This window comes from Methylobacterium sp. J-078 (assembly GCF_022829285.1).
GTDB lineage: Bacteria > Pseudomonadota > Alphaproteobacteria > Rhizobiales > Beijerinckiaceae > Methylobacterium.
In genome coordinates this window covers 71,074-96,192 of the sequence record NZ_JAKSYI010000069.1, presented here as the reverse complement: position 1 = coordinate 96,192, position 25,119 = coordinate 71,074, and the positions used below count along the sequence as shown (strand labels likewise).

The following is a 25,119-nucleotide window of genomic DNA, read 5'->3' as shown; positions in this document are numbered from 1 at the left end:
CCGTCGGGGCCCGGCGCCGCGAGGGCGACGGGCCCGTTGCACCGGCTCCGGCCCTTTCGAGGATTCATACCCCACCATGGCCACCCTCCTCTACATCGAACACGACAACGGCGCCGTGCGCGACGCCAGCCAGAAGGCGCTCAGCGCCGCCGTGCAGCTCGGCGGGCCGGTCCACGCCCTGGTGCTCGGCTCGGGCAGCCGCCCGGCGGCCGAAGCCGCCGCCAAGCTCGAAGGCGTCGAGAAGGTGCTGCTCCACGAGGATGCCGCCTACGATCACGCCCTGGCCGAGCCCACCGCGGCCCTGATCACCGCCCTCGCCCAGTCCTACGACGTCGTCGTGGCGGCGGCCTCCACCACGGGCAAGAACGTGCTGCCGCGCGTCGCCGCCCTCCTCGACGTCGCGCAGATCTCCGACATCATCGCGGTCGTCTCAGCCGATACGTTCGAGCGGCCGATCTACGCCGGCAACGCGATCCAGACCGTCCAGGCCGGCGCGGGCAAGAAAGTCATCACCGTGCGCACGGCGGCCTTCAAGCCGGCGACCGAAGGCGGGCCTGCTGCCCCCATCGAGTCCGTGCAGGAAGCGGCCGCCGCCTCGGCCAAGTCGAGCTTCAAGGGCGAGGAAATCGCCAAGTCCGACCGTCCGGAACTCGCCGCCGCGCGCATCATCGTCTCCGGCGGTCGGTCGCTGGGCTCGGCCGACAAGTTCAAGGAACTGATCGAGCCCCTGGCCGACACCCTCGGGGCGGCCGTGGGCGCCTCGCGGGCGGCAGTGGACGCCGGCTACGCGCCGAACGACTGGCAGGTGGGTCAGACCGGCAAGGTCGTGGCGCCGGACCTCTACGTCGCCGTCGGCATCTCGGGCGCGATCCAGCACCTTGCCGGCATGAAGGACTCGAAGGTCATCGTCGCCATCAACAAGGACGAGGACGCCCCGATCTTCCAGGTGGCGGATTACGGCCTCGTCGGTGATCTGTTCCAGGTCGTGCCCGATTTCCAGGCCGAACTCGCCAAGGCCAAGGGCTAAGACAACCGCGCGACCGGCGCCCTGTTACGCGCCGGTTGCTGCTGACGGCGGCCTTCGGGCATGGAATTGCTCTAGGACGCTGCTGGTGTGCAACGTTATAAGCGGAGACGGGCGCCCTCGGCGGCCGGGCGGGGGCCCGGTGGCCGATCCGGCGACGCCCCAAGGGTGCGAGTGCAGACGATGGGCATCGATATCAGGACGGTCGGCATCATCGGTGCCGGTCAAATGGGCAGCGGGATCGCGCATGTCTGCGCGATGGCGGGCCTCGACGTTCGCCTGAACGACCGCGACCCGGCCCGCATCCACAACGGTCTGGCCACCGTCGACGGCAACCTTGCGCGTCAGGTCGCCAAGGGCACCATCGTGGACGAGCAGCGCCGGGCCGCCGTCTCGCGCATCCGGGGAGCGGAGACCTTCGATGATCTCGCGCCCTGCGATCTCGTCATCGAGGCGGCAACCGAGGACGAATCGACCAAGCGCCAGATCTTCAGCACGCTCTGTGCGTCCCTCAGGGCCGACGCACTGATCGCCACCAACACGTCGTCGATTTCGATCACGCGGCTCGCAGCCTCAACCGACCGTCCGGAACGCTTCATCGGCATTCACTTCATGAATCCGGTGCCGGTGATGCAGCTCGTGGAGCTGATCCGCGGCATCGCCACCGAAGACCCGACCTACGAGTCGGCCAAGGCCTTCATCGCCAAGCTCGGCAAGATCTCGACGATGTCGGAGGATTTTCCGGCCTTCATCGTCAACCGCATCCTGCTGCCGATGATCAACGAGGCGATCTACACGCTCTACGAGGGCGTCGGCTCGGTGGAATCCATCGACACCGCGATGCGGCTCGGGGCGAACCACCCGATGGGTCCGCTGCAGCTCGCCGACTTCATCGGCCTCGATACCTGCCTGTCGGTGATGCAGGTGCTTTATGAGGGCCTGGCCGATTCGAAGTACCGGCCCTGCCCGCTCCTCGTGAAGTATGTCGAGGCCGGCTGGCTCGGACGCAAGTCCAAGCGCGGTTTCTACGATTACCGGGGCGAGACGCCCGTGCCGACCCGCTGAGGCGGACCGGCACGAGCATCAGACTTACTGTTTGTTGCCGTTGGCGGCCGGCTGGGCTGGGCTCGGATAGGCCGGGTTCGCAGCCGGCACCGAACCGGTGTTCGACGACGACGTGGCGTTCGAGCTGCCCTTGACCGAGCCCGTGACCTCCTGGCGGGACGCGTCCTGGCTCTGGCTGGCGTAGTCCTTCGGCGAATTTGCACCCTGCCAGGTCATCAAGCCCGTGATCGCGATCGCGAGCAGCACGAGGCTGGCCACGAGGACGTAGAGCACCGGCTTGCCGCGCTTGCCCTGCCGGGCGTCCTGACCGTGTAGATTTTCTGCCATGCGATCCTCGCTTGAACGGTCCTGAAGACCGATGTTTCGACCCGAGCCCACGGGCTCGTGATTCCTGCTCGGGTCTGAAACGCGACGGTCGAGAGCGGAGTTCCGCCGGGATCCGACCTCAGCGGCCGGTCAACAACATGATCTTGCCGAGATGCGCACTCGACTCCATGAGTTCGTGCGCCTTGCGCGCCTCCTCCAGCGGGAAGGTGGCGTGGATCACCGGCCGGATGGTCCCGGCCTCCAGCAGCGGCCAGACATCGCGGGCGAGACCTTCGGCGATCGCCGCCTTCTCAGCCTTGGGCCGGGCCCGGAGCGTCGCGCCCGTGAAGGTCAGGCGCTTCATCATGATCGGCGTCATGCTGAAGGCATCGACCTTGTAACCCTGCATGAAGGCGATCTGGACGAGGCGTCCCTCGATCGCGAGCGCCGAGAGGTTCTTGGCGAGGTAGGGCGCCCCGACCATGTCGAGGATGACGTCGACGCCGTTGCCATCGGTGAGCCGCTTCACCTCCTCGACGAAGTCGGCCTCGCGGTAGTTGATCGCGGCCTCGGCACCGAGTTCGCGGCAGAAATCGCACTTCTCGGCCGAACCGGCTGTGGCGAAGACGCGGGCACCGTGGTGTTTGGCGATCTGGATCGCGGTCGAGCCGATGCCGCTCGATCCGCCATGGACGAGGAAGGCCTCGCCGGCTTTCAGGCGGCCGCGCTCGATCACGGTGCTGTAGACGGTGAAGTAGTTCTCGGGCAGCCCGCCGGCCTCCACCAGCGAGAGCGAGGACGGCTTCGGCAGGCACTGTCCGATCTCCGCCACGGCGAACTCGGCATAGCCGCCGCTGATGACCAGGGCGCAGACCTCGTTTCCGAGCGTGAAGCCAGTGACGCCCTCGCCGAGGGCGACGATGCGGCCGGCGACCTCCAGGCCCGGAATCTCGGTGGCGCCCTTCGGCGGCGGATACTTGCCCTCGCGCTGCTGGATGTCGGGCCGGTTGATCCCGGCGGCCACGACTTCGATCAGGACCTGGCCCGGACCGGGCTGCGGCAGCGGCACCGTCTCCAGGGCCAGCACATCCGGTCCGCCGGCAGCGGTGAAGCGGATCTGTCGCATGGTCTCGGGCAGGCTGGTCGTCATTGGGGTCTCCTCCTGGAAGCCCCGTCATGTGCCGTCCGGACCGCCCTTGGCAAGATCGCGCCACCCAGCGGCGGTGCCTCAGCGGGTGCCGTACATCCGGTCGCCGGCATCGCCGAGGCCCGGCACGATGTAGCCGTGGTCATTGAGATGGCTGTCGATGGCCGCCGTCCAGACCGGGACATCGGGATGGGCAGCCTGCAGGCGGGCAATGCCCTCCGGAGCGGCGAGCAGGCAGACGAAGCGCAGATCCTGGGCGCCGCGCTGCTTCAACAGGTTGATCGCCGCCACCGCCGAGTTCGCGGTCGCCAGCATCGGGTCGAGGACCAGCACCGTCCGGTCCACGAGGTCAGAGGGCGCCTTGAAGTAGTATTCCACCGCCTCCAGCGTCTCCGGATCGCGGTAGAGACCCACATGCGCCACCCGGGCTGAGGGCACCAGGGACAGCATGCCGTCAAGGAAGCCGACACCGGCGCGCAGGATCGGCGCCAGGACGAGCTTTTTCCCGGCGATCTGCGGCGCCTCCATCGACTGGATCGGCGTCTCGATCGTCACGGTCTCCAGCGGCAGGTCGCGGGTGACTTCGTAGGCCAGGAGCATGCCGATCTCGTTGAGGATCTGGCGGAAGCCCTTGGTCGAGCGCTCGCGCTGGCGCAGCAGGGTCAGCTTGTGCTGCACGAGGGGGTGGTCCACCACCCGGACGGTCGCGGCGGCTGCCTGCATATCGAAATCTCCACGTAGCCCTGAATGGCCGGGGTCTGATCCGGGGCGCGGGGAGACCGAGGCAAGAGCGGAACCGAAGTCCTAGAGCATCGCGGCAGCACGAGCGAGGGCGTCCGACCTGCGGACGACGACGAAAAGGAGGCTCCCGGCCTGCGCCGGAAGCCCCCTGGTCGAGCGGGATCGAAATAGGCGGCTCAGACCGAGCGGGTCGTGTCCGCGCTGCGGCGCTTCTGCATGAAAGCGTCGAACTGCTCGCGGTCCTTGGCCCGCTTCAGCTCCTCGACGAATTCGGCGAAAGCGCGGCTCTCCTCCTGAAGGGCGCGGCGCTGGGCGTCGAGCCGGTCGAGTTCGCTGCGGCGATACTCGTCGAAGGCGCGGTTGCCGGTGATACCACCGCCATTGGCCGTCTCGAAGGCCGCCGCGAAGCGCGAGCGCGTCGCAGAGGCATTCCAGGACAGCCCGCGTCCGGCCAATCCGCGCAACTCACTGAGGGCCGGGTAGCCCGCGATCTTCCAGGCGACGTAGGCGGCCGCAAGCGGCCACCAGTAGATGAAGGCCACGACGATGGCGCCGATCTCGAAGGACCGGCGGGAGAAGGGGCCGCCGCGGCAGGCCTTCCCGGTGGCGTAGGGGGAGGTAGAGGAGAAGCTCACGGCTCACGGCTCCGATGTAAATGTGAACGACATTCACTTGCGAACGCGACGCGGCGCTTTCAAGGGGCGGTCCGCGTCACGAAGGGGCACGGGGGCCTCCGGCGCCGTGGACGAGGGCGAGGACCCCGGCGCGCAGGAGTTCGTACTTGTCGGGCATTCCGGGCCTTCGCGGCAGATGCCCGGAGGCCGAAAGGGTCGCAAGGCCGTGCGACAGCGCCCAGACTTCGAGGGCGATGAAGCGTGGGGCGACACCGCCGAAGCCCTCCGGGAAGGTGGATTGCAGGGCCTCCACCAAGAGATCGAAGGGACTCGGGCGGGGAGCGGCTTCCGCGTTCGGCTCGCCCGCCGCGAGGCCTCGCGTCTCGAAGATCGCCGCGTAGTAGCCCGGTTCCTCCTCCGCGAAGGCGAGGTAGGCCTCGCCCATCCGGGTGAAGCGCTCCAGCGGCGTGCCGCGGGCGTTGAGCGCGCGGGCGAGACGCTCGGCCAAGTCCGCGAAGCCGCGCCCCGCCACCTCCTCGAGAAGAGCCTCGCGGCCGCGAAAATGCCGATAGAGGGCGGCGGGCGTGACACCGACGAGGCGCGCGGCATCCACCAGCGTGAACCCGCCGATCCCCCGCTCGGCGATGAAGCGGCGCGCGGCCTCGATCAGGGCTTCCTTGAGATTGCCGTGATGGTAACTGCGCCGGTCTCCCGGTCCTTCCCGCCAGTGTCGCACACCATTCTCCTCGGGCCCGTCCTCGGCGCGCATCCGCGCGCGGGTTCGGGGATCCTGCCTCCGTCTTCCCCTAACACGACGGCGCTCGATTTCGAGCCGCATCCTCCGCAGCTGACCGCGCTCTCGACCGCCTCACGGGTTCCTCGAAAGGCATCGCCAAGCTCGTCTTCCGGGGCGCAAATCTCTTGTCGGTGGCCGAGATTTCGTGATCAATGGACCGCTTTCGAAAGAATCCCGACTTGGGAAATTCAGTGCCGTGATCGTTGAACCTGGACAGATGGACTTCGAAAGCCTGATCGATCTGATCTACGAAGCGGCGGTTCTTCCAGAGCTTTGGCCTTCGGTTCTCGATCACCTCGCAGAAATCGCCGGCGCACAAGGGTCGGTCCTGATCACATCGGATCTCAAGGCGCATCGCTGGATCAACTCCGCGAGCCTGGACCAGGTCATGTCGGATTTCGCGTCCGGCGGCTGGGGACGCGCCAATCAGCGCACCGTGAAACTCCTGGGCGCCCGCCACGCCGGCTTCGTGCGCGAGGAGGACGTGTACACCCAGGAGGAGGTCGAGACGGATGTGCTGATCCGAGACTTTCTGCGGCCTCGCGGGCTCGGCTGGGGTGTCGCGACGGCTTTCCCGCTCTCAACGGGCGACACCCTGATCTTCAGCATCGAGCGGCGTTTCGCGGATGGTCCGGTGCCGCGCGCGGCCACGGATGCGCTCGATACCCTGCGGCCCCATCTCGGGCGCGCCGCCCTGCTCTCCGCACGGCTGAAACTGGAGCGCGCGCATGCATCGGTCCAGACGTTGGAGTTGCTCGGACTTCCGGCGGCGATCCTCGGGGGCAACGGCAGGCTGCAGTACCGCAATGCAGCCTTCGCCGGCCTCGTCCCCCACGTGATCCGCGACCAGCGCGAACGGATCGCCCTGGTACATCCGGGTGGCGACGCATTGCTGGCGGACGCTCTCATGGCGGGTACCTGCCTATCGGCCCGCTCGATCGCGGTTCCGGCCGGCGATGCACATCCCGCGATGGTCATGCACCTCCTGCCGATGCGCGGATCCGCCCAGGACGTCTTCGGCGGGGGAACACTGCTGATGGTCGCCACCCCGGTCATGCCCCGTCCCGTGCCCGGGACCGAACTGCTCTCGGGTCTGTTCGATCTCACCGCCGCCGAGGCGCGCATCGCCCGCGGCATCGCGGATGGCGCGACCCTGGCGATCCTCGCCGCGCAGCACAAGGTCGGCGTCGAGACGATCCGCAGCCAGGTCAAGGCGATCTTCGCCAAGACCGGTGTGACGCGGCAGGTCGACCTGGCGCGGCTGATCTCGGGCTTCAGCCTGATCCGGTAGGACCGGCGCGCCGCGGCCTCACGAAGCGCCGGCCGCGGAATGACCAACCGCGTTGTTCAGGGCTCGAAACAGAATGACGTTCGACACATCGGGTCGGTCCGCCCCGGGGCCGGTCGCCCGGGTATCGGGCTGATCATTGGGGGCGGGCTCCGTCGGATTCGTTCCAAGCAGACAGGCGAGCACGCGCTCGCTGGTGCCACGCTCGACATGCCGCGCGATGCGCCGACGCATCCACGGCGCCATCATCAATTTCCCCTGCATGACTGCCCCGCATCACATCGTTGATGCGGCATGAGAACCCAGGCCGGAATTGGCTTCATCCCCTGTTTGGGGGAAATGTTTCTATTCTGTTGCCTCGTGGAGTCCGGGTGGCCGAGCGGTCACAGGCGAAAGATCGAGCCGGCTTGTGCAAGGGCCACTTTCTTGACGTCGCGTGCCGCTTCGAGCCGCGCGATCTCCGCCCGCAGGGCGGAGACGCGCTCGGTCAAATCCTCCACCGACAGCGTGTCGAGCGGTTCACCGATCCGGTGCACCGTGGCCTGTCGGGGACCGCCGTCATCCTCGTTCCACATAGGCTTCTCCTTCTCGCCTCAGATCCACGGCATTCCCGCTCCGCTGAAGGCGAGGCCGAGGTGCCGGGCCAGGGTGGCGCCGATATCCGAAAAGCTGTCCCGCGCACCGATCGGGCCGGGTGCGACCCCGGGTCCAAAGGCGAGGACCGGCACCTGCTCGCGGGTGTGCTCGGTGCCGGCCCAGGTCGGGTCGTTGCCGTGGTCGGCGGTGATGATGCCGATATCGCCCGGGCGCAGGACCGCCCGTATGGCGGGTAGCTGCGCGTCGAAGGCTTCGAGGGCGGCGGCGTAGCCCGGAACGTCGCGCCGGTGTCCGTACTCCGTATCGAAATCGACGAGGTTGAGGAACACCAGGCCGCCCTCCGGCAGGGTCGCGAAGGCCTCGAGGGCGGCCGCGAGGCAAGCGGCGTTGCCGGCGGGCTTGATCTCGCGGCCGGTGGCCCGATGCGCGAAGATGTCGCCGATCTTGCCGACGCTGACCACGGCCCGCCCGGCGGCCTGGAGATCGTCGAGGAGCGTGTGGCCCGGGGGCTCGACCGCGTAATCCTTGCGGTTCGCCGTGCGCCGGAACCCACGCTCGGGATCGCCGACGAAGGGTCGGGCGATCACGCGGGCGACGCGGTAGGGATCGCAGAGATCCCGCGCGATGCGGCAGGTGGCATAGAGGCGCTCCAGGCCGAAGCTCTCCTCGTGCGCCGCGATCTGGAACACGCTGTCGGCCGAGGTGTAGCAGATCGGCCGGCCGGTGCGCACGTGCTCGGCCCCGAGGCGGTCGATGATGGCGGTTCCGGCGGCGTGGCAATCCCCCAGGATGCCGGGCAAACCGGCCCCGGCGACGAGCGCTCCGGTGAGCGCCGCCGGGAAAGCCGGGACCGTGACGGGGAAGGCACCCCACGGTTCGAGCACGGGGACGCCGGCGATCTCCCAATGGCCGGAAGGCGTGTCCTTGCCGGCGGCCCGCTCCATGGCGTGGCCGTAGGCGCCCTCCGGCGCCGCCCGGACCGCGAGTCCGGCCGGGACTTGCCCGGTGGCGCCCTTCGCGGCGAGCCCGAGGCCGAGGCGCGCGAGATGCGGCAGCGCCAGGGGGCCTTGGCGCAGGCCCGGGCGGTCGCCCCGCCCCTCCGCGCAGGCTCGCGCGATGTGGCCGAGGGTGTCGGCACCCGTGTCGCCGTAGCGGTCGGCATCGGGCGCTCCGCCGATGCCGACGGAATCGAGCACGATCAGGAGGGCGCGCGCCATCGTTTCGCCCTCAGGCCGGAACCGCCACGCCGGCGGGATCCGCGACGGCGTCGCTGTGGAGGTCGAAGGCGGCGGCGAAGAGCGCCTGCGTGTAGGCCGTCTGCGGCGCGGCGAAGATCGCCTCCGCCGGACCTTCCTCCACCACCCGTCCGTTCTGCATCACCAGAACGTGGTTCGCCAGCGCGCGCACGACCTTCAGGTCGTGGCTGATGAAGAGGTAGGCGAGGCCGCGCTCGGCCTGGAGATCGCGCAGCAGCGTCACGATCTGCGCCTGAACCGAGCGGTCGAGGGCCGAGGTCGGCTCGTCCAGCACCACGAATTTCGGCTTGAGAACGATGGCCCGCGCGATGGCGATGCGCTGGCGCTGCCCGCCCGAGAATTCGTGCGGGTAGCGGTTCATCGTCGCCGGATCGAGCCCGACATCGCCCAGAGCCTGCGCGACGATCGCCGTGCGCTCGGCCCTGGATTTGACGACGCCCTGGACCACCAGGCCCTCGGCGACGATGTCGGCCACCGTCATGCGCGGGGAGAGCGAACCGTAGGGGTCCTGGAAGACGACCTGCATGTCGCGCCGGAACGGACGCATGGCAGCGGGCGGCAGCCCCGCGATGGAGCGGCCGAGGAACACGATCGGGCCTTCGCAGCCCGTCAAACGCAGGAGCGCCAGTCCGAGGGTGGTCTTGCCGGAGCCGGACTCGCCGACGACCCCCACGGTCTCCCCCGCCCTCACGCGTATCGAGACGCCGTCCACTGCCTTCACGTGGCTCGTGGTCCGCCGGAGCAGGCCCTCGCGGATCGGGAACCAGACCTTGAGCGGACCGGCCTCCAGCAGGCGCTCGGCGTCCGCCGGGACCGGGTTGGCGCGGCCCTTCGGCTCGGAGGCGAGCAGGCGCCGGGTGTATTCGTGCTGGGGCCGCGCGAAGATCTCGGCGACCGGACCAGCCTCGACGATCCGGCCGGAGAGCATGACGCAGACGCGGTTCGCGATGCGCTGGACGATGCCGAGATCGTGCGTGATGAACAGCATCGCCATGCCGAGCCGCTTCTGCAGATCGGCGAGCAGGGTGAGGATCTGGGCCTGGACCGTCACGTCGAGGGCGGTCGTCGGCTCGTCGGCCACCAGGAGGTCCGGCTCGCAGGCGAGCGCCATGGCGATCATCACCCGCTGGCGCTGGCCGCCGGACAGTTCGTGCGGATAGGCGTTGAGGCGGCGCTCGGCGTCGCGCAGGCCGACGAGTTCGAGGAGTTCGAGGATGCGCGCCCGCGCCTTGCGGCCGGACAGGCCCCGATGCACCTCCAGCACCTCGCCGATCTGCCGCTGGATGGTGTGCAGCGGGTTCAGCGAAGTCATGGGCTCCTGGAACACCATGGTGATGTCGGCGCCGCGGATGCTCCGAAGCCGGCGCTCGGGCAGGGCCAGAAGGTCCTGGCCCTTGAACAGGATGCGGCCGCCCGGGTGGTGCGCGCTCCCGTCCAGCAGGCGCAGGATCGACAGCGCGGTCACCGACTTTCCGGAGCCGGACTCACCCACCAGCGCCACCGTCTCGCCCGCCGCGATGGTGAAGCTGACCCGGTCGACCGCCAGCGTCGCGCGCTCCCGCGACCGGAAGGCGACCGACAGGTCCTGAACGTCGAGCAGCGTGTCGGTCATCGAGGCCTGTCTGCGAGGGATGCGCGCGAAAACGAATGTCGGCAGGAGCAGCTATCAGGAGCGGTTATAGCGCGCGCCTTCCCGATCGGCGAACGCCGCGAGGGCCGCCGTCTGGCCTTTGCGATTGATCGGCGCAGTCCACGCCCTACAACCGCCTCGTGAACGCCCTCCCCCGCGGCCGCCCCGCCATCCTGCTCCTCCTCGCCCTGCTGCTCGCGTCCGGCCCTGCGCGCGCGGCCGCCGAGGGCGCGACCGAAACCGTCGAGCAGGCCCTGTGTCGCCTCATCGAGGGCTCGGCTCGGGCGCGCGGGTTGCCGGTGCCGTTCCTCACCCGGCTGATCTGGCGGGAGAGCGCGTTCCGGGTCGGAGCCGTCAGCCCGGTCGGCGCGCAGGGTGTCGCGCAGTTCATGCCCGGCACCGCCCGCGAGCGCGGCCTCACCGACCCCTTCGACCCCGAGCAGGCGATCCCGCACGCGGCCCATCTGCTCGCCGACCTCAACCGGCAATTCGGCAATCTCGGTCTCGCCGCGGCGGCCTATAACGGCGGCCCCGGCCGGGTCTCGGCCTGGCTCGCGGGAATCGGCGGCCTGCCGACGGAGACCCGCAACTACGTGCTGGCGATCACCGGCTCGCCCGCCGAGGCCTGGCGTCCGAGTGCAACGATCGAGATGCCGGAGGGCGAGGCGCCGAAGGCGCCATCCGCCAAGGACTCAGGCGGCCACAACTCATCTGAGGCCGGGGTCGAATCCGAGACGAGTTGCCTCAAGGTGACCGCGGCCCTGCGCATTCCCGCGCGGGGCGACCGGTTCGCCCTCGGCGGGAACGAGGGGCCGGCGGCGCCCTGGGGCATCCAACTGGCCGGAAACTTCTCCAAAGCATTGGCTCTTCAGAGTTTCGCGCGGACACGGAAGCTCTACACAAGCGTGATCGGCGATGTTCGCCCGATGATCATCGGAACACGCCTGCGCAGCCGCGGCACGCGCGCCTTCTACCGTGTCCGTATCCCGGCCCAGAGTCGCGAGGCCGCCGACACCCTGTGCGGCCGCATCCGCCAGGTCGGGGGCGCCTGCCTCGTCCTGCGAACCTGATCGTGATCGGGCGGGCGCGAAGGCGTCCCGATCGCGCCATCAATCCGCCGCGCGGGCCCTGTCACAGGGGAACCGCGCCCCAACAGAGAGATGCATGACCCGGGTTCTCGCCGTCCTCGCCAGCTTCATCGGTCTTGCGCTCGTCGCGCTCGGCATCACGGCCTGCTCGCCGCTCGCCTTCTTCGACGCGATCGGTCCCCGGGACGATGGCGGCCGTCTGAGCCTGAAGAACGCCGCCTTCGGTTCGCATCCGCGCCAGCGCCTCGACGTGTTCACGCCGGTGGCGGCAACAGGCAGTGCCCCCGTGCTGGTGTTCTTCTACGGCGGCTCCTGGAAGAATGGCGCGAAGGAAGATTATGCCTTCGTCGGCCAGGCGCTGGCCGCGCAGGGCTTCGTGACGGTGCTGCCGGATTATCGCCTCTACCCCGAGGTGAAGTTCCCCGACTTCCTCGACGACGGCGCCCAGGCCATCGCTTGGGTGGAGGCCAACATCGCCGCCTATGGGGGCGATCCGCGGCGGATCGTGCTCGCCGGTCACTCCGCGGGCGCCTACAACGCCGTGATGCTCGGGCTCGATCCACGCTACCTGCGCCGCGCGGGGGTCGATCCCCGGGCGGTGCGCGCGGTGGCGGGACTCTCGGGGCCGTACGACTTCCTGCCCCTCGATGCCGGGACCGCGACTGAGGTGTTCGGCCAAGCCTCCGACAAGGCCGCGACCCAGCCCATCACCTTCGCGGGTCCGCGCTCGCCGCCGGCTTTCCTTGCCTCGGGCGACGGCGACACCATCGTGCGGCCCTCCAACACCCGCAACCTCGCCGCCCGCCTGCGGGAAGCCCGCGTGCCCGTGCAGGAGCGGATCTATCCGGGCCTCGACCATTCCGACACGCTGCTGGCGCTCTCGGTCACCTTCCGATCTAAAGCGCCGGAACTCGCCGAGATGGCGGCCTTCCTGCGCCAGCAGGCGGGCGAGCGCCCGCAGCAGGCCCGGATGCTCGCCAACTGATTGCGTCGGCCCGGCGGCGCCAACTCCAGGCGACGCCCCCCTACGCCTTGCGTAGGAGGTCGCGGGCCTTGCGATGGTCGGGCGCGTCCGAGAAGGCGCGGTGCATCGCGTGCCAGAGGGGGGTGCGCGCCATCGCCTCGTCGAGGGGCAGCGCGCGCTGCACCAAGCCGTCGGCGCGTCGACGCTCGGGGTTGGCGTTGAGCCAGCTGTTGCGGTTGGTGATGTCCCAGGTCAGCACGTTGAGCACGGCCGGCTCGTCCAGCACCACGTCGAGGAAGCGCCGGGCGAGATCCGAGACCGCCCGATCCCGGACGGTGAGGTCGGCGGGGTAATCCTTGTCGTTGATGTCGAATTCCGTGACCTCGATGGCGAGGCCGAAAGCCGCGACCTCGCGCAGGAAGCGCCGGAATTTTTCCTGATTCAGCGGGTGCTTGGCGTAGAGGTGGCCCTGCAGCCCGAGGCGACGGATCGGCACTCCGCGCGCGCGCAGCCCTTCCAGGGTCCTGAGCACCATGACCCGGCGCCGGTCGATCCAGTCCGCGTCGAGTTCGAGATCGTTCTCGTTCCAGACGCCGGCCGCGCGCGGATCGACCTCGTGCTGGATGCGGAAGGCCAGATCGATGAAGCGCGGGCCGAGGGCCGCGAGCCAGGGTGTCCGGAGCAGGCCGTCGGGGCGACTGTCCTGGGGACCGCAGATCTCGTTGACCACGTCCCAGGCCTCGATCCGGCCCCTGTAGCGGCCCGCCATCGCGCCAATCCAGCGGCGCAGGAAGGCCTCGCCCTGCCCGGTTGCAAGGCGCTCGCCCACCCAGGCGGGCAGGCCCTCGTGCCAGACCAGGGTGTGTCCGCGCATGCGCTGACGGTTCCCCTCCGCGAAGGCCACGACCTCGTCCGCGTAGGCGAAGCCGAGGGCGTCCGGCGCAGGCCACGCATAGGTCAGCTTCATCGCATTCTCGGACACGAGGATGCCGGCCTCGCGGGCGAGCGCCTGCCCGTAGGCGGGCAACTGGCGGAGGGTTACGCCGTTCACGGCCGACCCGTAGGCGACCCCCTTGCGCGCCGCCGCCGCGTTCAGGGAATCCGCCGACCAGGACGGGGACGCAGGCGCTGCCGCCGAAAGTCCGGGCGCCAGCGCGCCCAGTGCGCCGGCCAGAACGAGGCGGCGCGAGGGGTCGGTGCGGTTCACGCCTCGACCGTCGGCCGCTCGGGCGGGATCACCCTGGGACGGCGGTCGGCGCCGATGGCCACGAAGGTGAACAGCCCCTCCGTCACCTTCATGGTCTCCTCGCCCTCGCGCTCGCGGCGCCAGACCTCGACCTGGATGCGCATCGAAGTGCGTCCGACGCGCACGATCCAGGCGTAGATGCTGACCTCGTCGCCGACGATCACCGGGCGGTGGAAGGTCATCGCTTCCACCGAAATGGTCGCGCAGCGCCCACGCGAGCGCCGGGCGGCGATGTTGCCGGCGGCCAGATCCATCTGGCCCATGAGCCAGCCGCCGAAAATGTCGCCCGCCGGGTTGGTGTCGGCCGGCATGGCGATGGTGCGCACCACCGGCGGTCCGCGGTCGTCGGGCTGGCGCGGTTCGGAAGCGTCGATGGTCATGGCGCGGTGCGATCTCGAGTTGCGACGGGCCGGCCGACGCAAGCCGCGCGCCGCCCGTGTCCCCATGTCACATCCTTTCGGCCGCGAACAGCGGACCGCGCAGCGAGTCGCGCGACTCGGGGAATGCCGCCCACGGTCCCTCCCGCTTGGGCGGAGCCACGACTCCTCCCCTACCTTTCTATCGGCTTCCCGGTGTGCCGGCACACGCCGGAACAGCAAAATCCCAGACTGGAAGATTCCGGCGGTGTATCAGGATTGACACGATAATGACCGTTCACTATCAGTGTTTGCGGCTCGAGAGAGCAGCGATCGCCGACTTGCACCCCGGGTCGTCGATCATGGGCTCCGTCACGTGACGGCCTCTTCATCTGAAGGCGGGCCTCCGATCGGTGTTGGAGAGCAACCAAGATGTCCGAAGGCAAATCGAGGGAGGCCCAGCGTCATTCCTGGCACCCATTCATTCTTTCGCCGCGCGAGACCGGATCTCTGCATCGAAACGGCGTCATTGGGCGTCTGGCCCTACGCGGAATGATCCTGGCGACGACGGCGTGTTGCCTCGTCGCGGTGGAGCCGATCCGGCGCATGGAGTCACTCATCGGACGTCATGTCGCCGACCTGTTCGTCTTCTCGGTTCTGAAGAACGACCCGGACCGGATCATCCAACCTCGGTTCGCCGCGCACACGGCATCCTCGATCCGTCCCGACCGGATCGGGCGACCGTGATCCCCCACCGAGGCCGCCCCGCATCATCGAGATCCGCCGCGCCGGACCGTCATGAAACGCGGGAGCACCAGGAAGCGGGCGAAGGGGTTCGGGTTTCCGACCGCGCGGTCTGCGTGATCCTGGCCGTGCTCGTCGTCGGCGTCCTCATGGCCTGCTTCAGTGGCGCGAACATCGACGAAGAGACCCGTCCGGCACGCAGCCACGAAAACTCGGCCGGTCCGACCCGTTAAGCCTCACTCCCGGGTCCATTCCCCGATCTGTTCTCCGGGAATTCCCGATCAAGGACGCCGTGGCCCTGCCGGGTCGCACGTGCATCCGAACACCGATGCCTCCCGACGAAGCCGACGCACGACATTCGATATCGAGGAAGGATCGCACATGATGACGATCGCTCACTGTGGTAGTTCTGCCGAGACCGCCGGAGGCATGTCGACGGCCCGCGAATTCGCGATGAATCGGCCGCTCCGGACCGAGGATGCCGGTGAAGGGCCCGGGTCGGAACCGGGCGGCGGCAACGTCGTCTTCCTCCGGAATTGCAACTTTCCGCCGACGGGCCGTCTGGCACGGCCTGTCCGTGACCTGGATCGGACCCTTACGATGAGTGCTCTCGGCAGCCCCGCACAGAAGCCGTCGCAGGCCTTCACCGCGCGTCAGGAAGGGATCCTGGATGCGGCGGAGGTGTGCTTCGTGCGCGGCGGCTTCCACCGCACGACCATGCAGGACATCGCCCGCGAGGCGTCGATGAGTTCACCCAACATCTATCGCTACTTCGTCTCGAAGGAGGTCATTCTCGTCTCGATGGCCGAGCGCGAAAGGCGCCGCGCGATGGAGCGCATCGCGCGTTTCGAGGAGGCGGGCGACAAGCGCGCCTCCCTGATGAACATCATTGCCTATTACCACCTGAAGATTACGCGCGAGTCCGCCATCCTGCGCGTCGAACTCTGGTCGGAGGCCACGCGCAACCGCGAGATCGAAGCGATCCTGCGCGAGCACCACGAGGAGGGCTCCAAGTGGTTCATCGGGACCCTGGCGGCCCTGGCGACCTCACCGGATTGCGATCCGGTCGCGCTCTACGGAGCGATCAGTTCCCTCCTGAAGGGCATCATCGTCTGCAAGGCCGCCTATCCCGATTTCGATACCGGGCCGTTCCTCGCCCAGGTCCACGCCCTGCTCGATGCGGGCCTCGCCGGCCGTCTATCGGTCGAATCCCGGCGCGAGCCCACCGACCCCTGATCTTCGCTCCCGGCATCTGAACCGCCGGCCCTCGCACCGATCCGTCGTTCCCCTCCGGCGCCAGCCCGCTCCACGCGGCGTGCGGGATTGCGGACGGCTGCCCGAACCAATGGGAGACCTCGACCGATGACGATGATCTTCCCGCGCCTCGCCACGACGGCACTCATCGCGTTGGCCGCCATCGGCACCATGAGGGTCGGCTCCGCGGCCCCGATCCATCCCACCGGAACCTGGATCACCGAGGATGGTCGCGCCCGCGTCCGCACCGAGCGGTGCGGTCCCCGTGACCGGCATCTCTGCGGCTATATCGTGTGGATTCGCGAAGCGGCGACCGACAGCAAGAATCCCGATCGTCGGAAACGCGGCCGGCCCGTGCTGGGACACCAGATGATCCTGGGGCTCGAACCCGGCCGGGACGGCCGCCACGTGGGCAAGATCTACAACGCCGATGACGGCCAGCCGTACGACGTCACGGTCTGGAGCAAGAACACCGACGAACTCTCGGTGGAAGGATGCATGTTCGCGGTGCTGTGCGGAACGCAGACCTGGAAGCGGGCCACGGACATCCTACCCGGCCAACTCGCGGCGTCGACGGACCAGCCGAACGGGCCACGCGCAGACCCGGAATGGGCCCCTCCGCATCCGGCGACGGCGAGGCGCGCCGCACCGGACTAGGCCTTTCGATCCGGACGTTCGCTCGTGCCGGCCATGAGCCTCACCTGCCGCCCACCGGCGATGCAGGTGACGCAAAACCCCTTTTCTCGGATCCGTGAGGCCTCGTGAGGCCCCGCGGTTGGCACCGGTTGGCCGCAGCGGAGAACGCCCCCCCTTCGCCTCGGCTGGCCGGTCGCTCACGCGACGTCGCCACGGCTTTTGGCCATCAGCCGGATCTCACCCCGACAAACTTCGCGCTTCGCGAGCACCGTGTCGGTGCAGGGGCAGCGCAAGACCGACCGCGCAAGACCAACCAGATAGGTGCTCCGAAAATGCTTCAGACGCATGAGACCGGCGATGCCGGCACAACCGTGAAACGCCTCGCGCATCGCTTGGTCGGGCGCGCGCTGGTCCTCGCTCCGCTCGGGCTCTCGGCCGGTTGCCAGGAGGTTTCCCTGCAGCAGGCGGGGTCCCTGCGCTCCTATGATAGCCTGAAGGTCTCGGACGGGCTCGTCACGAAGGCCCTCGTCCATGTCGACGCGCCGGCGGTGAAGGCAGCGCGTACCGTGCGGGTGGTGCCGACGACGTTCTCCCGGAAAGCGTCGGGGGCTCCGCTCACGGACGATCAGCGCAAACTGGTGTCGAACGCCGTCGATCGCGCACTCTGCGCCAACCTCAGTTCGCGGTTCGAGATGGTCGGCCCTGGGCGCCCGGCCGACCTGACGGTGCACGCCGTCGTCGGCGAGATCGAACTCACCGACAAGGTCTACGCGGGTGTCTCCAAGGGACTCGCCGTCACACCCATGGCCTTCGGTGCCAGCGGCCCCGTACCTCGCCTGCCCTTCGGATTGGGAAGCCTCTCGATCGAGGCCGAGGCACGCGACCCCAGGGGCGGACAGAAGGCCGCGATGGTCTGGGCGCGCGGTGCGGAGATCCTCGCCTCGGCGGCCACCGTCTCCGACGTCGGCGACGCCTACACCCTCGCGGGCAAGTTCGGGGAGGATTTCAGCGAGCTTCTCGTCGATGGGGAAAGCCCGTTCGGCCGCATGGGCTCCTGGCCGACATCCGACAGGATGGGTCTCGCCCTCGGCATGGCCCTACGATACTCGGCCTGCGAAGCCTTCGGCCGTGGCCCGGGCCTCGCGGGGGTCGTTGCGAATCAGATTGGCGTGCCGCCGGAATGGAGCGATGCCAGGACCGAGGAACCTAAGACACCGTGATGCGCGCTCGCCGGTTCAAGGTCCGGAGCAGGATTTGACGCGACATCGGCACCGTCCCTCGGCTTCCATGCCAGCGGCGGCGTCGCGGGCGCGGTCGGCCGGTGGCTTCGGGGTGCCGGTCGGATAGCCCTCGGGACACGCTCCCTCCGGGCAACGGTCCACGATCACCGCGGCCCGGCCATCAATCCGGCAGCGCGAACACCACGAGGGCATCGCCCGTGCCGAAGCCGGCCCCCTTGGTGAACGAGGCGCCGCCGGCCGCGACGGCCACGTACTGCCGGCCGTCGAGGGAATAGGTGATCGGGGGGCCGCCGATGCCGGCCCCGCACTGGAAGCGCCACAGGACCGCGCCGGTCTCCGCATCGTGGGCGTCGAGATGTCCGTCCTCCTCGCCGGAGAAGACGAGGCCGCCGGCCGTGGCCAGCGTACCCCCGGAAAGCCGACTCCCGCCCCGCACCGACCACTTGATCGCGCCGCCCCGGGCCAGATCCACCGCCGTCAGGGTGCTGAAGCTGGGCTCACCCTTCGCCTCGGTCGTCTCGGTGTAGCGGATGGCCGGGCGCTCGGATGTCGCCGGCACGGTCTTCACCACGTAGGTCGTGGCCCCGTGGCGAACCTGGGCGAAGGCCGAGCCGCTCCGCGCGTCGTACGCCACGGGGTGCCAGGAGATCGCCCCGAGGGGGCCGGGACTCACCACGGTTCCGGCTTCAGTCGGCGGCGCGTAGAGGTTCTTCTGCGTGATCAGGGGCTCGGACCGGGTCAGCAGTTCTCCGGTCGCCCGGTCGTGCACGTAGATCCAGCCCGTCTTCGAGCCCTGCGCCACGGCTTTCACGAGGCCCTTCGGCGTCGGCTGGTCGAGGAGGAAGGGGGGGCTCGCCACGTCGTAGCCCCACTCGTCGTGGGGGACCTGCTGGTAGTACCAGCGCAAGTGCCCGGTCCGGACGTCGAGGGCGACGAGGCTCATCGTGTAGAGGTTGTCGCCCGGCCGTGAGAGACCGAAATTCTGGGGCGCCGGATTGCCGGTGCCGACATAGATCAGCCCGAGATCCTTGTCGTAGGCCGGCGTCATCCAGAGGGACCCGCCGCCGACCCGCCAGGCCTCGCGGTGCGCGGGAGCGGCGGCCTTCTCGGCGGCGATGTCGCGGTGGAGCGCGACGCCGTCCGGTGTGGTGGCGGAAAAATCGCCCTCCCAGCCATCCGCCTTGGTGACGTACCAGCGCCAGCGCTCGGCGCCCGTGGCCGCGTCGTAGGCGGCGAGCCAGCCGCGTCGGCCGTAGCCGCCCTCGATGCCGACGACGGCGCCCCCGTCGAGGCCGCCCTTGGCGTCTTCCACGTGAAGGCCGTAGCCCGCACCTGCCACGCCCACGATGACGAGGCCGTCGGCGACGAGCGGCGGCATCTTGAACCCGAGCCGGCTCGAGCCCTGCACCCCGTTGGCCCCGAGGGTGTCCGCCAGGGCCGAGGCGGTCTCCGACTCGCCCTCCTCCGGCCGTACGGCCTCGTGATCCCACAGCACCTTGCCCGTGGCGGCGTCGAGGGCGATCACCCGGCCGTCCATGGTCGCCTCGAAGACCTTTCCGTCCGAGACCGCGACGCCCCGGTTCGAGGGCGGCCCGAAGATCTTCTCCGTCCGCGCCTTGTGCACGTAAGTCCAGAGGACCCGGCCGCTGCGCGCGTCGAGGGCCGCCACGTGGTTCTGGGTGGTCGAGACGTACAGGGTGGTGCCGACCACCACCGGCTCGGCCTGGAAATAGCCGGTGATCCCGGTCTGGAAGATCCAGGCCGGGCGAAGGCCCTTCACGGTGGACCGGTCGATCTGCGTCAGGGGCGAGAAGTGCTGGTTGGTGTGGTCGCGCCCGAACATCGGCCAGTCCTCGGCCAGGACCGGTCCCGACGCGGCGCCCGCGAGGAGTGCCGCGACGGCGGCGGCATGTCTGATGCGCATCGGTTTTTTCCTTCGCATGGCCGCGCCGTGATCGCGCGCTCCGTCAACCTGCCCTGGTTCAGTCGGCAGGCGATCGCTTTGCCGTGGCCAGTTGCAGGGGCGTGTCGGCGGCCCCCATCGACTGAGCCATCTCGGCGGCGGTGAGGCCGGCGCCGTCGCGAAGGTCGGGATCGGCCCCGTGCGCTAAGAGAAGGGCCACCATGTCGGTGCGGTTGAACATCGCCGCCGTCATCAGGGCCGTGCGCGTGCCGCTGCCCGTGCCGTCCACCTGCGCCCCATGGGCGAGGAGGAGCGCCGCCATGTCGAGGTCGCCCTTGAAGGCCGCGCCGGCGAGGGGCGTCTGGCCACGCACGTTGGCGAGTTCCGGGTCGCCGCCATTCTCCAGGATCACCCGCGCGGTCTCGCCCTGCCCGTTATAGGCGGCGAGCATCAGCAGGCTGTCGCCCTTGTCGTTGCAGAGGTTGGCCGGGAGGCCCTGCCCGAACAGGTCGGCCAGTTCCGCCGCGTGGCCCATGCGGGCGTACTGGAAGACCCGACCAGCGAAGGCCAGGGTTTCGGCGTCGAGTTCCGGCTTCTGCGGGGCGTCGGTGTCCATCGGGATGTCCGCTGCTGTTCCAGGAGTCCCGGAGCCCGGGGCAGGGCGAATCTATGTCTGTCCGGCCGAGAGTCGAGGAATTGCCGCCCGGCTTCGCCCTCAGAGGGCGTGGCGGTCGAGGACCGCGCGGAGCGCATCGATCGCGATGGTGTAGTCGGAATGCATGCCCTGGTCGGGCGCCAGGCTGGTGCCGTGGAGGGAGACGTAGGTGCCTTCCTTCAGCCCGACCAGGTCGAGGAAGAAGTCGTCCAGCATGTCCCGGTTGGTGAGCATCAGGCAGCGGACGCCCTGCGGCGCGAAGGCGAGGTTACTCAGGGCCGCGCCCATGCTGCCGACGACGAAGCGCGCGGCCGCGAAGATCTGGACCTGCCGCGTGAAGCTCTCCGTCTCGGGATGCACAACCCGATAGCCGCGCTCGCGCAGGAGGGCGATCACCGCATCCTCGTTGGCGAGGCGGCGCCGGCCGCTCCGGTTGCGGCTGACGTAGATCCGTTCGGAGAGCGGTTCCGGCGGCGGTCCGATCCGGTCGCGCATGTCGAAGGCCGCATCGATCACCAGGGGCGACTTGACGAAGGGCTGCCGGGTGATCGGGGTCGGGTAGACCAGTTCCTCGAAGACGACTTCCCGGTGGTTGAGCCGAACGATCCGGTCCGAGCCGATGCCCAGCACCGCCAGGGATTGCCGGTAGATCGGCTCCATGGCGATCGATGCCTGAACGGTGACCTTGGCCCCGTCGAGGAGCCCGGCGCGGTGGGCGAGGTGCAGCCGGGGCAGGCATTCGATGAGCCAGTGCCCGTAATTCTCACCCCACATCTGCCACAGGTGCACCGTGCGCCCGGCGATCCGGCGCGGGCGCGGCAGGGTGTGATGGACCTGCCCGGTTCCGTCCGCCTGCAGGGACAGGGCCCCCAGGAAGTCGGTGCGGTCGCGATTGATCAGGCTCTCGTCGACGATGGTGTCGCCGACCTGGACGATGCCGTACCCGAACACGACGGCGTCGCGGTAGCGATAGACGCGGGCCTCGGGTGGCGTGACCTCGCGTCCAGCGTAGTGCACCACCGTCTCGTCGATCCAGGGTGGGGCGTCGATGATCTCCGCGGCCGGGCGCCGATAGGCCGGGGCCTCGATCATGACCGCCGGCGGCGCGGGGATCTCCGCCGCCGGCCTGACGCGGATCGGCGTCGGCCCCGAAGCGGGTTTGACGAACAGGCGGTAGCCCGCGCGGCGCTGGTTCGGGTCGTCCTCGGCGGGCAGGAGCCCGGCCGTCGCGAATCGGCGTTCGAGGATGGGGTTCAGGGGCGTGGGACCGGCGCGGCGTTCCCCCGGAAAGGCCCTGGCGCGCACGGCGTACACGCCACCCCGTGCGAGTGCACCGTGCAGCACCGTGAGCGCCCAAGCGTGGGCGACCGCTCCGCGGTCGCGCTGATCGATGATGAGGTTCGGGCCGTGGAACGCAGCGAGGGACCGCAGCCAGCGCCGGTCGCCGATGTCACCGCAGGCGACGGTGATCCCCGGCGGTGCCGCGTCCGCCAGGGTGGGATTTCCGGTCACGAGGCAGATCGCGGTGTGGACGAAATGGGCCTGGAAGTTCAACAGGTCGGGATCGATCCGATCGCAGAGGATCAGCATCGCGCCCGATTGCGTGGCCAGCGCCAGCACCGGAGGCGTCGGGAGGAGGCGCGCCAAATCGCCCCGTGCCCGCCCGTCCGCCGGGGCGGACCGGAACCGAGACCAGATCTTGCCGCTCCGGGCCCTTTTCCAAGCGGAGGCCAGGAACCATACTTGCACCATGCCGACTCCGAAGAAGCCCCGCGACGCATCCGAGACGCATTCGCGCGCCAGACGATCCGGCGCCCAAGTCTCCGATACCCAAGCCTCCGACGCCAAGGTCTCCACCGCCAAGGTCCCGGGCGGCAGGACGCCGAACTCCAAGGCCGCGAAGCCGGAGTTGCAGCCGCTCGACGAGCATTTGGCCGCCCTGCTCAGCCCCGCGCTGAACCGGAACCGCTTGCCACTGCCGGAGCCGGTCCAGGCGCGGCCAGGCGGAAAGCCGCCGGGTCGTGGCCGGAAGGCGGCCCCAGCGCCGACCGGAATGGCCGAGGCCCCGCAGGCGGCGTTCATGCACGCCGAGGCCGCCGATGTCGACCCGCGCCTCGCCCAGGCCCTCGGCCTCACCCCGCCCGAGGATGGCCCGCTGCCGGAGGGAGCTGCCCTGGCCGAGGACGACACTTCGCTGGCCAGCGACGGTGTCTCCGCCACGGTGGATGCGCTCTCGCGCCTGCTCACCGAGGGCAATCCGCTGTTCAGGGACGGCAAGACCTGGACGCCCCATCGCCCAGAGCGGCCGAAGAAGTCCGAAGGCGGCCTGGCCTTCACGCTCAAATCCGAGTTCGAGCCGGCCGGCGACCAGCCCCGCGCCATCGCCGAACTGGTGGACGGCGTGCGCAAGGCCGAGCGCGATCAGGTGCTTCTGGGCGTCACTGGTTCCGGCAAGACCTTCACCATGGCCAAGATCATCGCCGAGACGCAGCGCCCCGCCCTGATCCTGGCGCCGAACAAGACCCTGGCGGCGCAGCTCTACGGCGAGTTCAAGAGCTTCTTCCCCGACAATGCAGTCGAGTACTTCGTCTCCTACTACGACTACTATCAGCCCGAGGCCTACGTGCCGCGCTCGGACACCTTCATCGAGAAGGAATCCTCGATCAACGAGCAGATCGACCGGATGCGCCACGCCGCCACCCGCGCCCTCCTGGAGCGCGACGACGTGATCCTCGTGGCCTCGGTCTCGTGCATCTACGGCATCGGCTCGGTGGAGACCTACACCGCCATGTCGTTCACGGTGTCGCTCGAGGAGAAGATCGAACAGCGCCAGCTCATCGCCGACCTCGTGGCGCTCCAGTACAAGCGCATCCAGTCGGATTTCGCCCGCGGCACCTTCCGGGTGCGCGGCGACGTCATCGAACTCTGGCCCGCCCACCTCGACGATCGCGGCTGGCGCATCGGCCTGTTCGGCGACGAGGTCGAATCGATCACCGAGTTCGATCCGCTCACCGGCAAGAAGATCAACGACCTCAAGTTCGTGAAGGTCTACGCCAACTCGCACTACGTCACGCCGCGTCCCACCCTCCAGCAGGCAGTGAAGGGCATCAAGACCGAGCTGAAGCTGCGGGTCGACGAACTGACGAAGATGGGCCGCCTCATCGAGGCTCAGCGCATCGAGCAGCGCTGCACCTTCGACATCGAGATGATCGAGGCCACGGGCGCCTGCAACGGCATCGAGAATTATTCGCGATATCTGACCGGCAGAAAACCCGGCGAGCCGCCGCCGACCTTGTTCGAGTACCTGCCGGACAACGCCCTGGTCTTCACCGACGAGAGCCACGTCACGGTTCCGCAGATCGGCGGCATGTACAAGGGCGACTTCCGCCGCAAGGCGACGCTGGCCGAGTACGGCTTCCGCCTGCCCTCCTGTCTCGACAACCGTCCCCTGCGGTTCGAGGAATGGGACGCCATGCGCCCGCAAACGATCCACGTCTCGGCGACGCCGGCGAAGTGGGAGATGGAACAGACCGGCGGCGTCTTCGCCGAACAGGTCATCCGCCCCACCGGCCTCGTCGACCCGGTGATCGAGATCCGGCCCGCCCGCTCCCAGGTGGACGACCTCCTGGGCGAGGTCCGCGAGGTCGCTCAGGCCGGGTACCGGACGCTGGTGACGACGCTGACCAAGCGCATGGCCGAGGACCTGACCGAGTACCTGCACGAGAACTCGGTGCGCGTGCGCTACATGCACTCGGACATCGACACCCTCGAGCGCATCGAGATCATCCGCGATCTCCGGCTCGGCGCCTTCGATGTCCTGATCGGCATCAACCTGCTCCGCGAGGGCCTCGACATCCCGGAATGCGCCCTGGTGGCCATCCTCGACGCCGACAAGGAGGGCTTCCTGCGCTCGGAGACCTCGCTGGTCCAGACCATCGGCCGCGCGGCCCGCAACGCGGAGGCCCGCTGCATCCTCTACGCCGATCAGGTCACCGGCTCGATGGAGCGGGCGATGGCGGAGACCGAGCGTCGGCGCACCAAGCAGCTCGCCTACAACGAGGAACACGGCATCACGCCCCAGAGCGTGAAGCGCGGCATCGCCGATATTCTCGACAGCGTCTACGAGCGCGACCACGTGCAGGTCGATACCGGACTCGCCAAGAACGCCGTCACCATCGGCCACAACCTCAAGGCGGTCATGGCCGACCTCGAGAAGCGGATGCGCACGGCGGCCGCCGACCTCGACTTCGAGGAAGCGGCGCGCCTGCGCGACGAGCTCAAGCGCCTCCAGGCCACCGAACTGCTTGTCTCGGACGATCCCATGGCCCGCCAGGGCGATATCGAGCGGGAGGCCGGGCGCTTCGGCTCGAAGCAGAGCCGCATCTCCAAGCCGACGCTGGACAACATGGGCCCGGGCACCGACCGTGAACTGCCCGTCGGCGCGCCGGTCTGGCAGGAGCGCCCGAAGGCGCGCTCGACGCAGGGGCTCGGCGGGCAGAAGCCGAAATACAAGGGTGGCGGCGGCCGAAAGCGGAGCTGAGCGCGGAGACGGCGGAACCGCACGGTAG

24 protein-coding genes are annotated in these 25,119 nt (G+C 69.2%); 10 read left to right on the top strand and 14 right to left on the bottom strand.

The window, feature by feature from the left end; translation table 11 throughout:
• Positions 1 to 76 precede the first annotated feature (76 nt).
• Both MKK58_RS11225 and MKK58_RS11220 read left to right on the top strand, forming a co-directional pair.
• Positions 77 to 1,027 (top strand): electron transfer flavoprotein subunit alpha/FixB family protein, encoded by a 951-nt coding sequence (locus MKK58_RS11225; RefSeq protein ID WP_243912153.1) that lies wholly within the window; start codon positions 77 to 79, stop codon positions 1,025 to 1,027.
• A gap of 180 nt (positions 1,028 to 1,207) precedes the next feature.
• The gene (locus tag MKK58_RS11220) at positions 1,208 to 2,089 is read left to right on the top strand and encodes a 3-hydroxybutyryl-CoA dehydrogenase (protein WP_243912152.1); all 882 of its coding nucleotides are present in this window, start codon (positions 1,208 to 1,210) and stop codon (positions 2,087 to 2,089) included.
• Positions 2,090 to 2,113: 24 nt separating this feature from the next.
• Here the strand turns inward: MKK58_RS11220 and MKK58_RS11215 are convergent, their stop codons facing one another.
• The 5 genes from MKK58_RS11215 to MKK58_RS11195 form a co-directional block, all read right to left on the bottom strand.
• Positions 2,114 to 2,416: a hypothetical protein gene (locus MKK58_RS11215; protein ID WP_243912151.1), complete on the bottom strand. Its 303-nt coding sequence runs from the start codon at positions 2,414 to 2,416 to the stop codon at positions 2,114 to 2,116.
• 118 nt (positions 2,417 to 2,534) lie between these two features.
• Positions 2,535 to 3,545, bottom strand: coding sequence for an NAD(P)H-quinone oxidoreductase (locus tag MKK58_RS11210; protein ID WP_243912150.1), 1,011 nt, complete (start codon positions 3,543 to 3,545; stop codon positions 2,535 to 2,537).
• A gap of 78 nt (positions 3,546 to 3,623) precedes the next feature.
• On the bottom strand, positions 3,624 to 4,265 hold the full coding sequence (gene upp / locus MKK58_RS11205; RefSeq protein ID WP_055951992.1) for a uracil phosphoribosyltransferase: 642 nt from the start codon (positions 4,263 to 4,265) through the stop codon (positions 3,624 to 3,626).
• Positions 4,266 to 4,459: 194 nt separating this feature from the next.
• Entirely contained in the window at positions 4,460 to 4,918 is a 459-nt protein-coding gene (locus MKK58_RS11200; RefSeq protein WP_243912149.1) for a DUF2852 domain-containing protein, read from the bottom strand.
• Between the two features lie 76 nt (positions 4,919 to 4,994).
• The gene (locus MKK58_RS11195; RefSeq protein WP_243912148.1) at positions 4,995 to 5,633 is read right to left on the bottom strand and encodes a TetR/AcrR family transcriptional regulator; all 639 of its coding nucleotides are present in this window, start codon (positions 5,631 to 5,633) and stop codon (positions 4,995 to 4,997) included.
• A 205-nt stretch (positions 5,634 to 5,838) separates the two neighbouring features.
• Between MKK58_RS11195 and MKK58_RS11190 the strand changes: the two genes are divergently transcribed.
• Positions 5,839 to 6,984 (top strand): helix-turn-helix transcriptional regulator, encoded by a 1,146-nt coding sequence (locus MKK58_RS11190; protein WP_243912147.1) that lies wholly within the window; start codon positions 5,839 to 5,841, stop codon positions 6,982 to 6,984.
• Between the two features lie 18 nt (positions 6,985 to 7,002).
• Here MKK58_RS11190 and MKK58_RS11185 read toward each other — a convergent pair whose 3' ends face one another.
• From MKK58_RS11185 to MKK58_RS11170, 4 genes are all read right to left on the bottom strand, one after another.
• Positions 7,003 to 7,230, bottom strand: a complete 228-nt coding sequence (locus MKK58_RS11185; protein ID WP_243912146.1) for a hypothetical protein — start codon at positions 7,228 to 7,230, stop codon at positions 7,003 to 7,005.
• Between the two features lie 134 nt (positions 7,231 to 7,364).
• Positions 7,365 to 7,556 carry a DUF1192 domain-containing protein gene (locus MKK58_RS11180; protein ID WP_243912145.1) on the bottom strand — a complete coding sequence of 64 codons (192 nt, stop codon included), beginning with the start codon at positions 7,554 to 7,556 and terminating at the stop codon, positions 7,365 to 7,367.
• 18 nt (positions 7,557 to 7,574) lie between these two features.
• Entirely contained in the window at positions 7,575 to 8,795 is a 1,221-nt protein-coding gene (locus MKK58_RS11175; protein ID WP_243912144.1) for a phosphopentomutase, read from the bottom strand.
• A gap of 10 nt (positions 8,796 to 8,805) precedes the next feature.
• Entirely contained in the window at positions 8,806 to 10,446 is a 1,641-nt protein-coding gene (locus MKK58_RS11170; protein WP_243912143.1) for an ABC transporter ATP-binding protein, read from the bottom strand.
• Between the two features lie 158 nt (positions 10,447 to 10,604).
• Here MKK58_RS11170 and MKK58_RS11165 point away from each other — a divergent pair, with 158 nt between their 5' ends.
• A complete protein-coding gene (locus MKK58_RS11165) occupies positions 10,605 to 11,534 on the top strand; it encodes a lytic transglycosylase domain-containing protein (protein ID WP_243912142.1) in 930 nt (309 codons plus the stop codon).
• A gap of 94 nt (positions 11,535 to 11,628) precedes the next feature.
• Positions 11,629 to 12,537 (top strand): alpha/beta hydrolase, encoded by a 909-nt coding sequence (locus MKK58_RS11160; RefSeq protein ID WP_243912141.1) that lies wholly within the window; start codon positions 11,629 to 11,631, stop codon positions 12,535 to 12,537.
• 40 nt (positions 12,538 to 12,577) lie between these two features.
• On the opposite strand, the gene MKK58_RS11155 is transcribed toward MKK58_RS11160, so the two are convergent.
• The gene (locus MKK58_RS11155) at positions 12,578 to 13,723 is read right to left on the bottom strand and encodes an endo-1,4-beta-xylanase (RefSeq protein WP_243912140.1); all 1,146 of its coding nucleotides are present in this window, start codon (positions 13,721 to 13,723) and stop codon (positions 12,578 to 12,580) included.
• Positions 13,720 to 14,142, bottom strand: coding sequence for an acyl-CoA thioesterase (locus MKK58_RS11150; protein ID WP_243912139.1), 423 nt, complete (start codon positions 14,140 to 14,142; stop codon positions 13,720 to 13,722). The genes MKK58_RS11155 and MKK58_RS11150 overlap by 4 nt, the downstream gene beginning before the upstream one ends.
• Positions 14,143 to 14,550: 408 nt before the next feature.
• On the opposite strand from MKK58_RS11150, the gene MKK58_RS11145 reads away from it, so the two are divergent.
• From MKK58_RS11145 to MKK58_RS11130, 4 genes are all read left to right on the top strand, one after another.
• Positions 14,551 to 14,865, top strand: coding sequence for a hypothetical protein (locus MKK58_RS11145; protein WP_243912138.1), 315 nt, complete (start codon positions 14,551 to 14,553; stop codon positions 14,863 to 14,865).
• A gap of 597 nt (positions 14,866 to 15,462) precedes the next feature.
• A complete protein-coding gene (locus MKK58_RS11140) occupies positions 15,463 to 16,098 on the top strand; it encodes a TetR/AcrR family transcriptional regulator (RefSeq protein ID WP_243912137.1) in 636 nt (211 codons plus the stop codon).
• A gap of 126 nt (positions 16,099 to 16,224) precedes the next feature.
• Complete coding sequence (locus MKK58_RS11135) at positions 16,225 to 16,773, top strand: DUF2147 domain-containing protein (protein ID WP_243912136.1); 549 nt, start codon at positions 16,225 to 16,227, stop codon at positions 16,771 to 16,773.
• Positions 16,774 to 17,084: 311 nt separating this feature from the next.
• Complete coding sequence (locus MKK58_RS11130) at positions 17,085 to 17,972, top strand: DUF3313 domain-containing protein (protein WP_243912135.1); 888 nt, start codon at positions 17,085 to 17,087, stop codon at positions 17,970 to 17,972.
• A gap of 181 nt (positions 17,973 to 18,153) precedes the next feature.
• On the opposite strand, the gene MKK58_RS11125 is transcribed toward MKK58_RS11130, so the two are convergent.
• From MKK58_RS11125 to MKK58_RS11115, 3 genes are all read right to left on the bottom strand, one after another.
• A complete protein-coding gene (locus MKK58_RS11125) occupies positions 18,154 to 19,917 on the bottom strand; it encodes a pyrroloquinoline quinone-dependent dehydrogenase (RefSeq protein ID WP_243912134.1) in 1,764 nt (587 codons plus the stop codon).
• A 58-nt stretch (positions 19,918 to 19,975) separates the two neighbouring features.
• A complete protein-coding gene (locus tag MKK58_RS11120) occupies positions 19,976 to 20,512 on the bottom strand; it encodes an ankyrin repeat domain-containing protein (RefSeq protein WP_243912133.1) in 537 nt (178 codons plus the stop codon).
• A gap of 99 nt (positions 20,513 to 20,611) precedes the next feature.
• Positions 20,612 to 22,198: a glycosyltransferase family 61 protein gene (locus tag MKK58_RS11115; protein WP_243912132.1), complete on the bottom strand. Its 1,587-nt coding sequence runs from the start codon at positions 22,196 to 22,198 to the stop codon at positions 20,612 to 20,614.
• Between the two features lie 103 nt (positions 22,199 to 22,301).
• On the opposite strand from MKK58_RS11115, the gene uvrB reads away from it, so the two are divergent.
• Complete coding sequence (uvrB, locus tag MKK58_RS11110; protein WP_243912131.1) at positions 22,302 to 25,091, top strand: excinuclease ABC subunit UvrB; 2,790 nt, start codon at positions 22,302 to 22,304, stop codon at positions 25,089 to 25,091.
• Positions 25,092 to 25,119: the final 28 nt, after the last annotated feature.

Excerpts from the sequence above, each read along its gene's own strand:
- MKK58_RS11225 (WP_243912153.1), top strand. The coding sequence starts at position 77 with ATGGCCACCCTCCTCTACATCGAACACGACAACGGCGCCGTGCGCGAC.
- MKK58_RS11220 (WP_243912152.1), top strand. The coding sequence starts at position 1,208 with ATGGGCATCGATATCAGGACGGTCGGCATCATCGGTGCCGGTCAAATG.
- MKK58_RS11215 (WP_243912151.1), bottom strand. The coding sequence starts at position 2,416 with ATGGCAGAAAATCTACACGGTCAGGACGCCCGGCAGGGCAAGCGCGGC.
- MKK58_RS11210 (WP_243912150.1), bottom strand. The coding sequence starts at position 3,545 with ATGACGACCAGCCTGCCCGAGACCATGCGACAGATCCGCTTCACCGCT.
- upp (WP_055951992.1), bottom strand. The coding sequence starts at position 4,265 with ATGCAGGCAGCCGCCGCGACCGTCCGGGTGGTGGACCACCCCCTCGTG.
- MKK58_RS11185 (WP_243912146.1), bottom strand. The coding sequence starts at position 7,230 with ATGATGGCGCCGTGGATGCGTCGGCGCATCGCGCGGCATGTCGAGCGT.
- MKK58_RS11180 (WP_243912145.1), bottom strand. The coding sequence starts at position 7,556 with ATGTGGAACGAGGATGACGGCGGTCCCCGACAGGCCACGGTGCACCGG.
- MKK58_RS11175 (WP_243912144.1), bottom strand. The coding sequence starts at position 8,795 with ATGGCGCGCGCCCTCCTGATCGTGCTCGATTCCGTCGGCATCGGCGGA.
- MKK58_RS11170 (WP_243912143.1), bottom strand. The coding sequence starts at position 10,446 with ATGACCGACACGCTGCTCGACGTTCAGGACCTGTCGGTCGCCTTCCGG.
- MKK58_RS11160 (WP_243912141.1), top strand. The coding sequence starts at position 11,629 with ATGACCCGGGTTCTCGCCGTCCTCGCCAGCTTCATCGGTCTTGCGCTC.
- MKK58_RS11150 (WP_243912139.1), bottom strand. The coding sequence starts at position 14,142 with ATGACCATCGACGCTTCCGAACCGCGCCAGCCCGACGACCGCGGACCG.
- MKK58_RS11145 (WP_243912138.1), top strand. The coding sequence starts at position 14,551 with ATGTCCGAAGGCAAATCGAGGGAGGCCCAGCGTCATTCCTGGCACCCA.
- MKK58_RS11140 (WP_243912137.1), top strand. The coding sequence starts at position 15,463 with ATGAGTGCTCTCGGCAGCCCCGCACAGAAGCCGTCGCAGGCCTTCACC.
- MKK58_RS11135 (WP_243912136.1), top strand. The coding sequence starts at position 16,225 with ATGACGATGATCTTCCCGCGCCTCGCCACGACGGCACTCATCGCGTTG.
- MKK58_RS11130 (WP_243912135.1), top strand. The coding sequence starts at position 17,085 with ATGCTTCAGACGCATGAGACCGGCGATGCCGGCACAACCGTGAAACGC.
- MKK58_RS11125 (WP_243912134.1), bottom strand. The coding sequence starts at position 19,917 with ATGCGCATCAGACATGCCGCCGCCGTCGCGGCACTCCTCGCGGGCGCC.
- MKK58_RS11120 (WP_243912133.1), bottom strand. The coding sequence starts at position 20,512 with ATGGACACCGACGCCCCGCAGAAGCCGGAACTCGACGCCGAAACCCTG.
- uvrB (WP_243912131.1), top strand. The coding sequence starts at position 22,302 with ATGCCGACTCCGAAGAAGCCCCGCGACGCATCCGAGACGCATTCGCGC.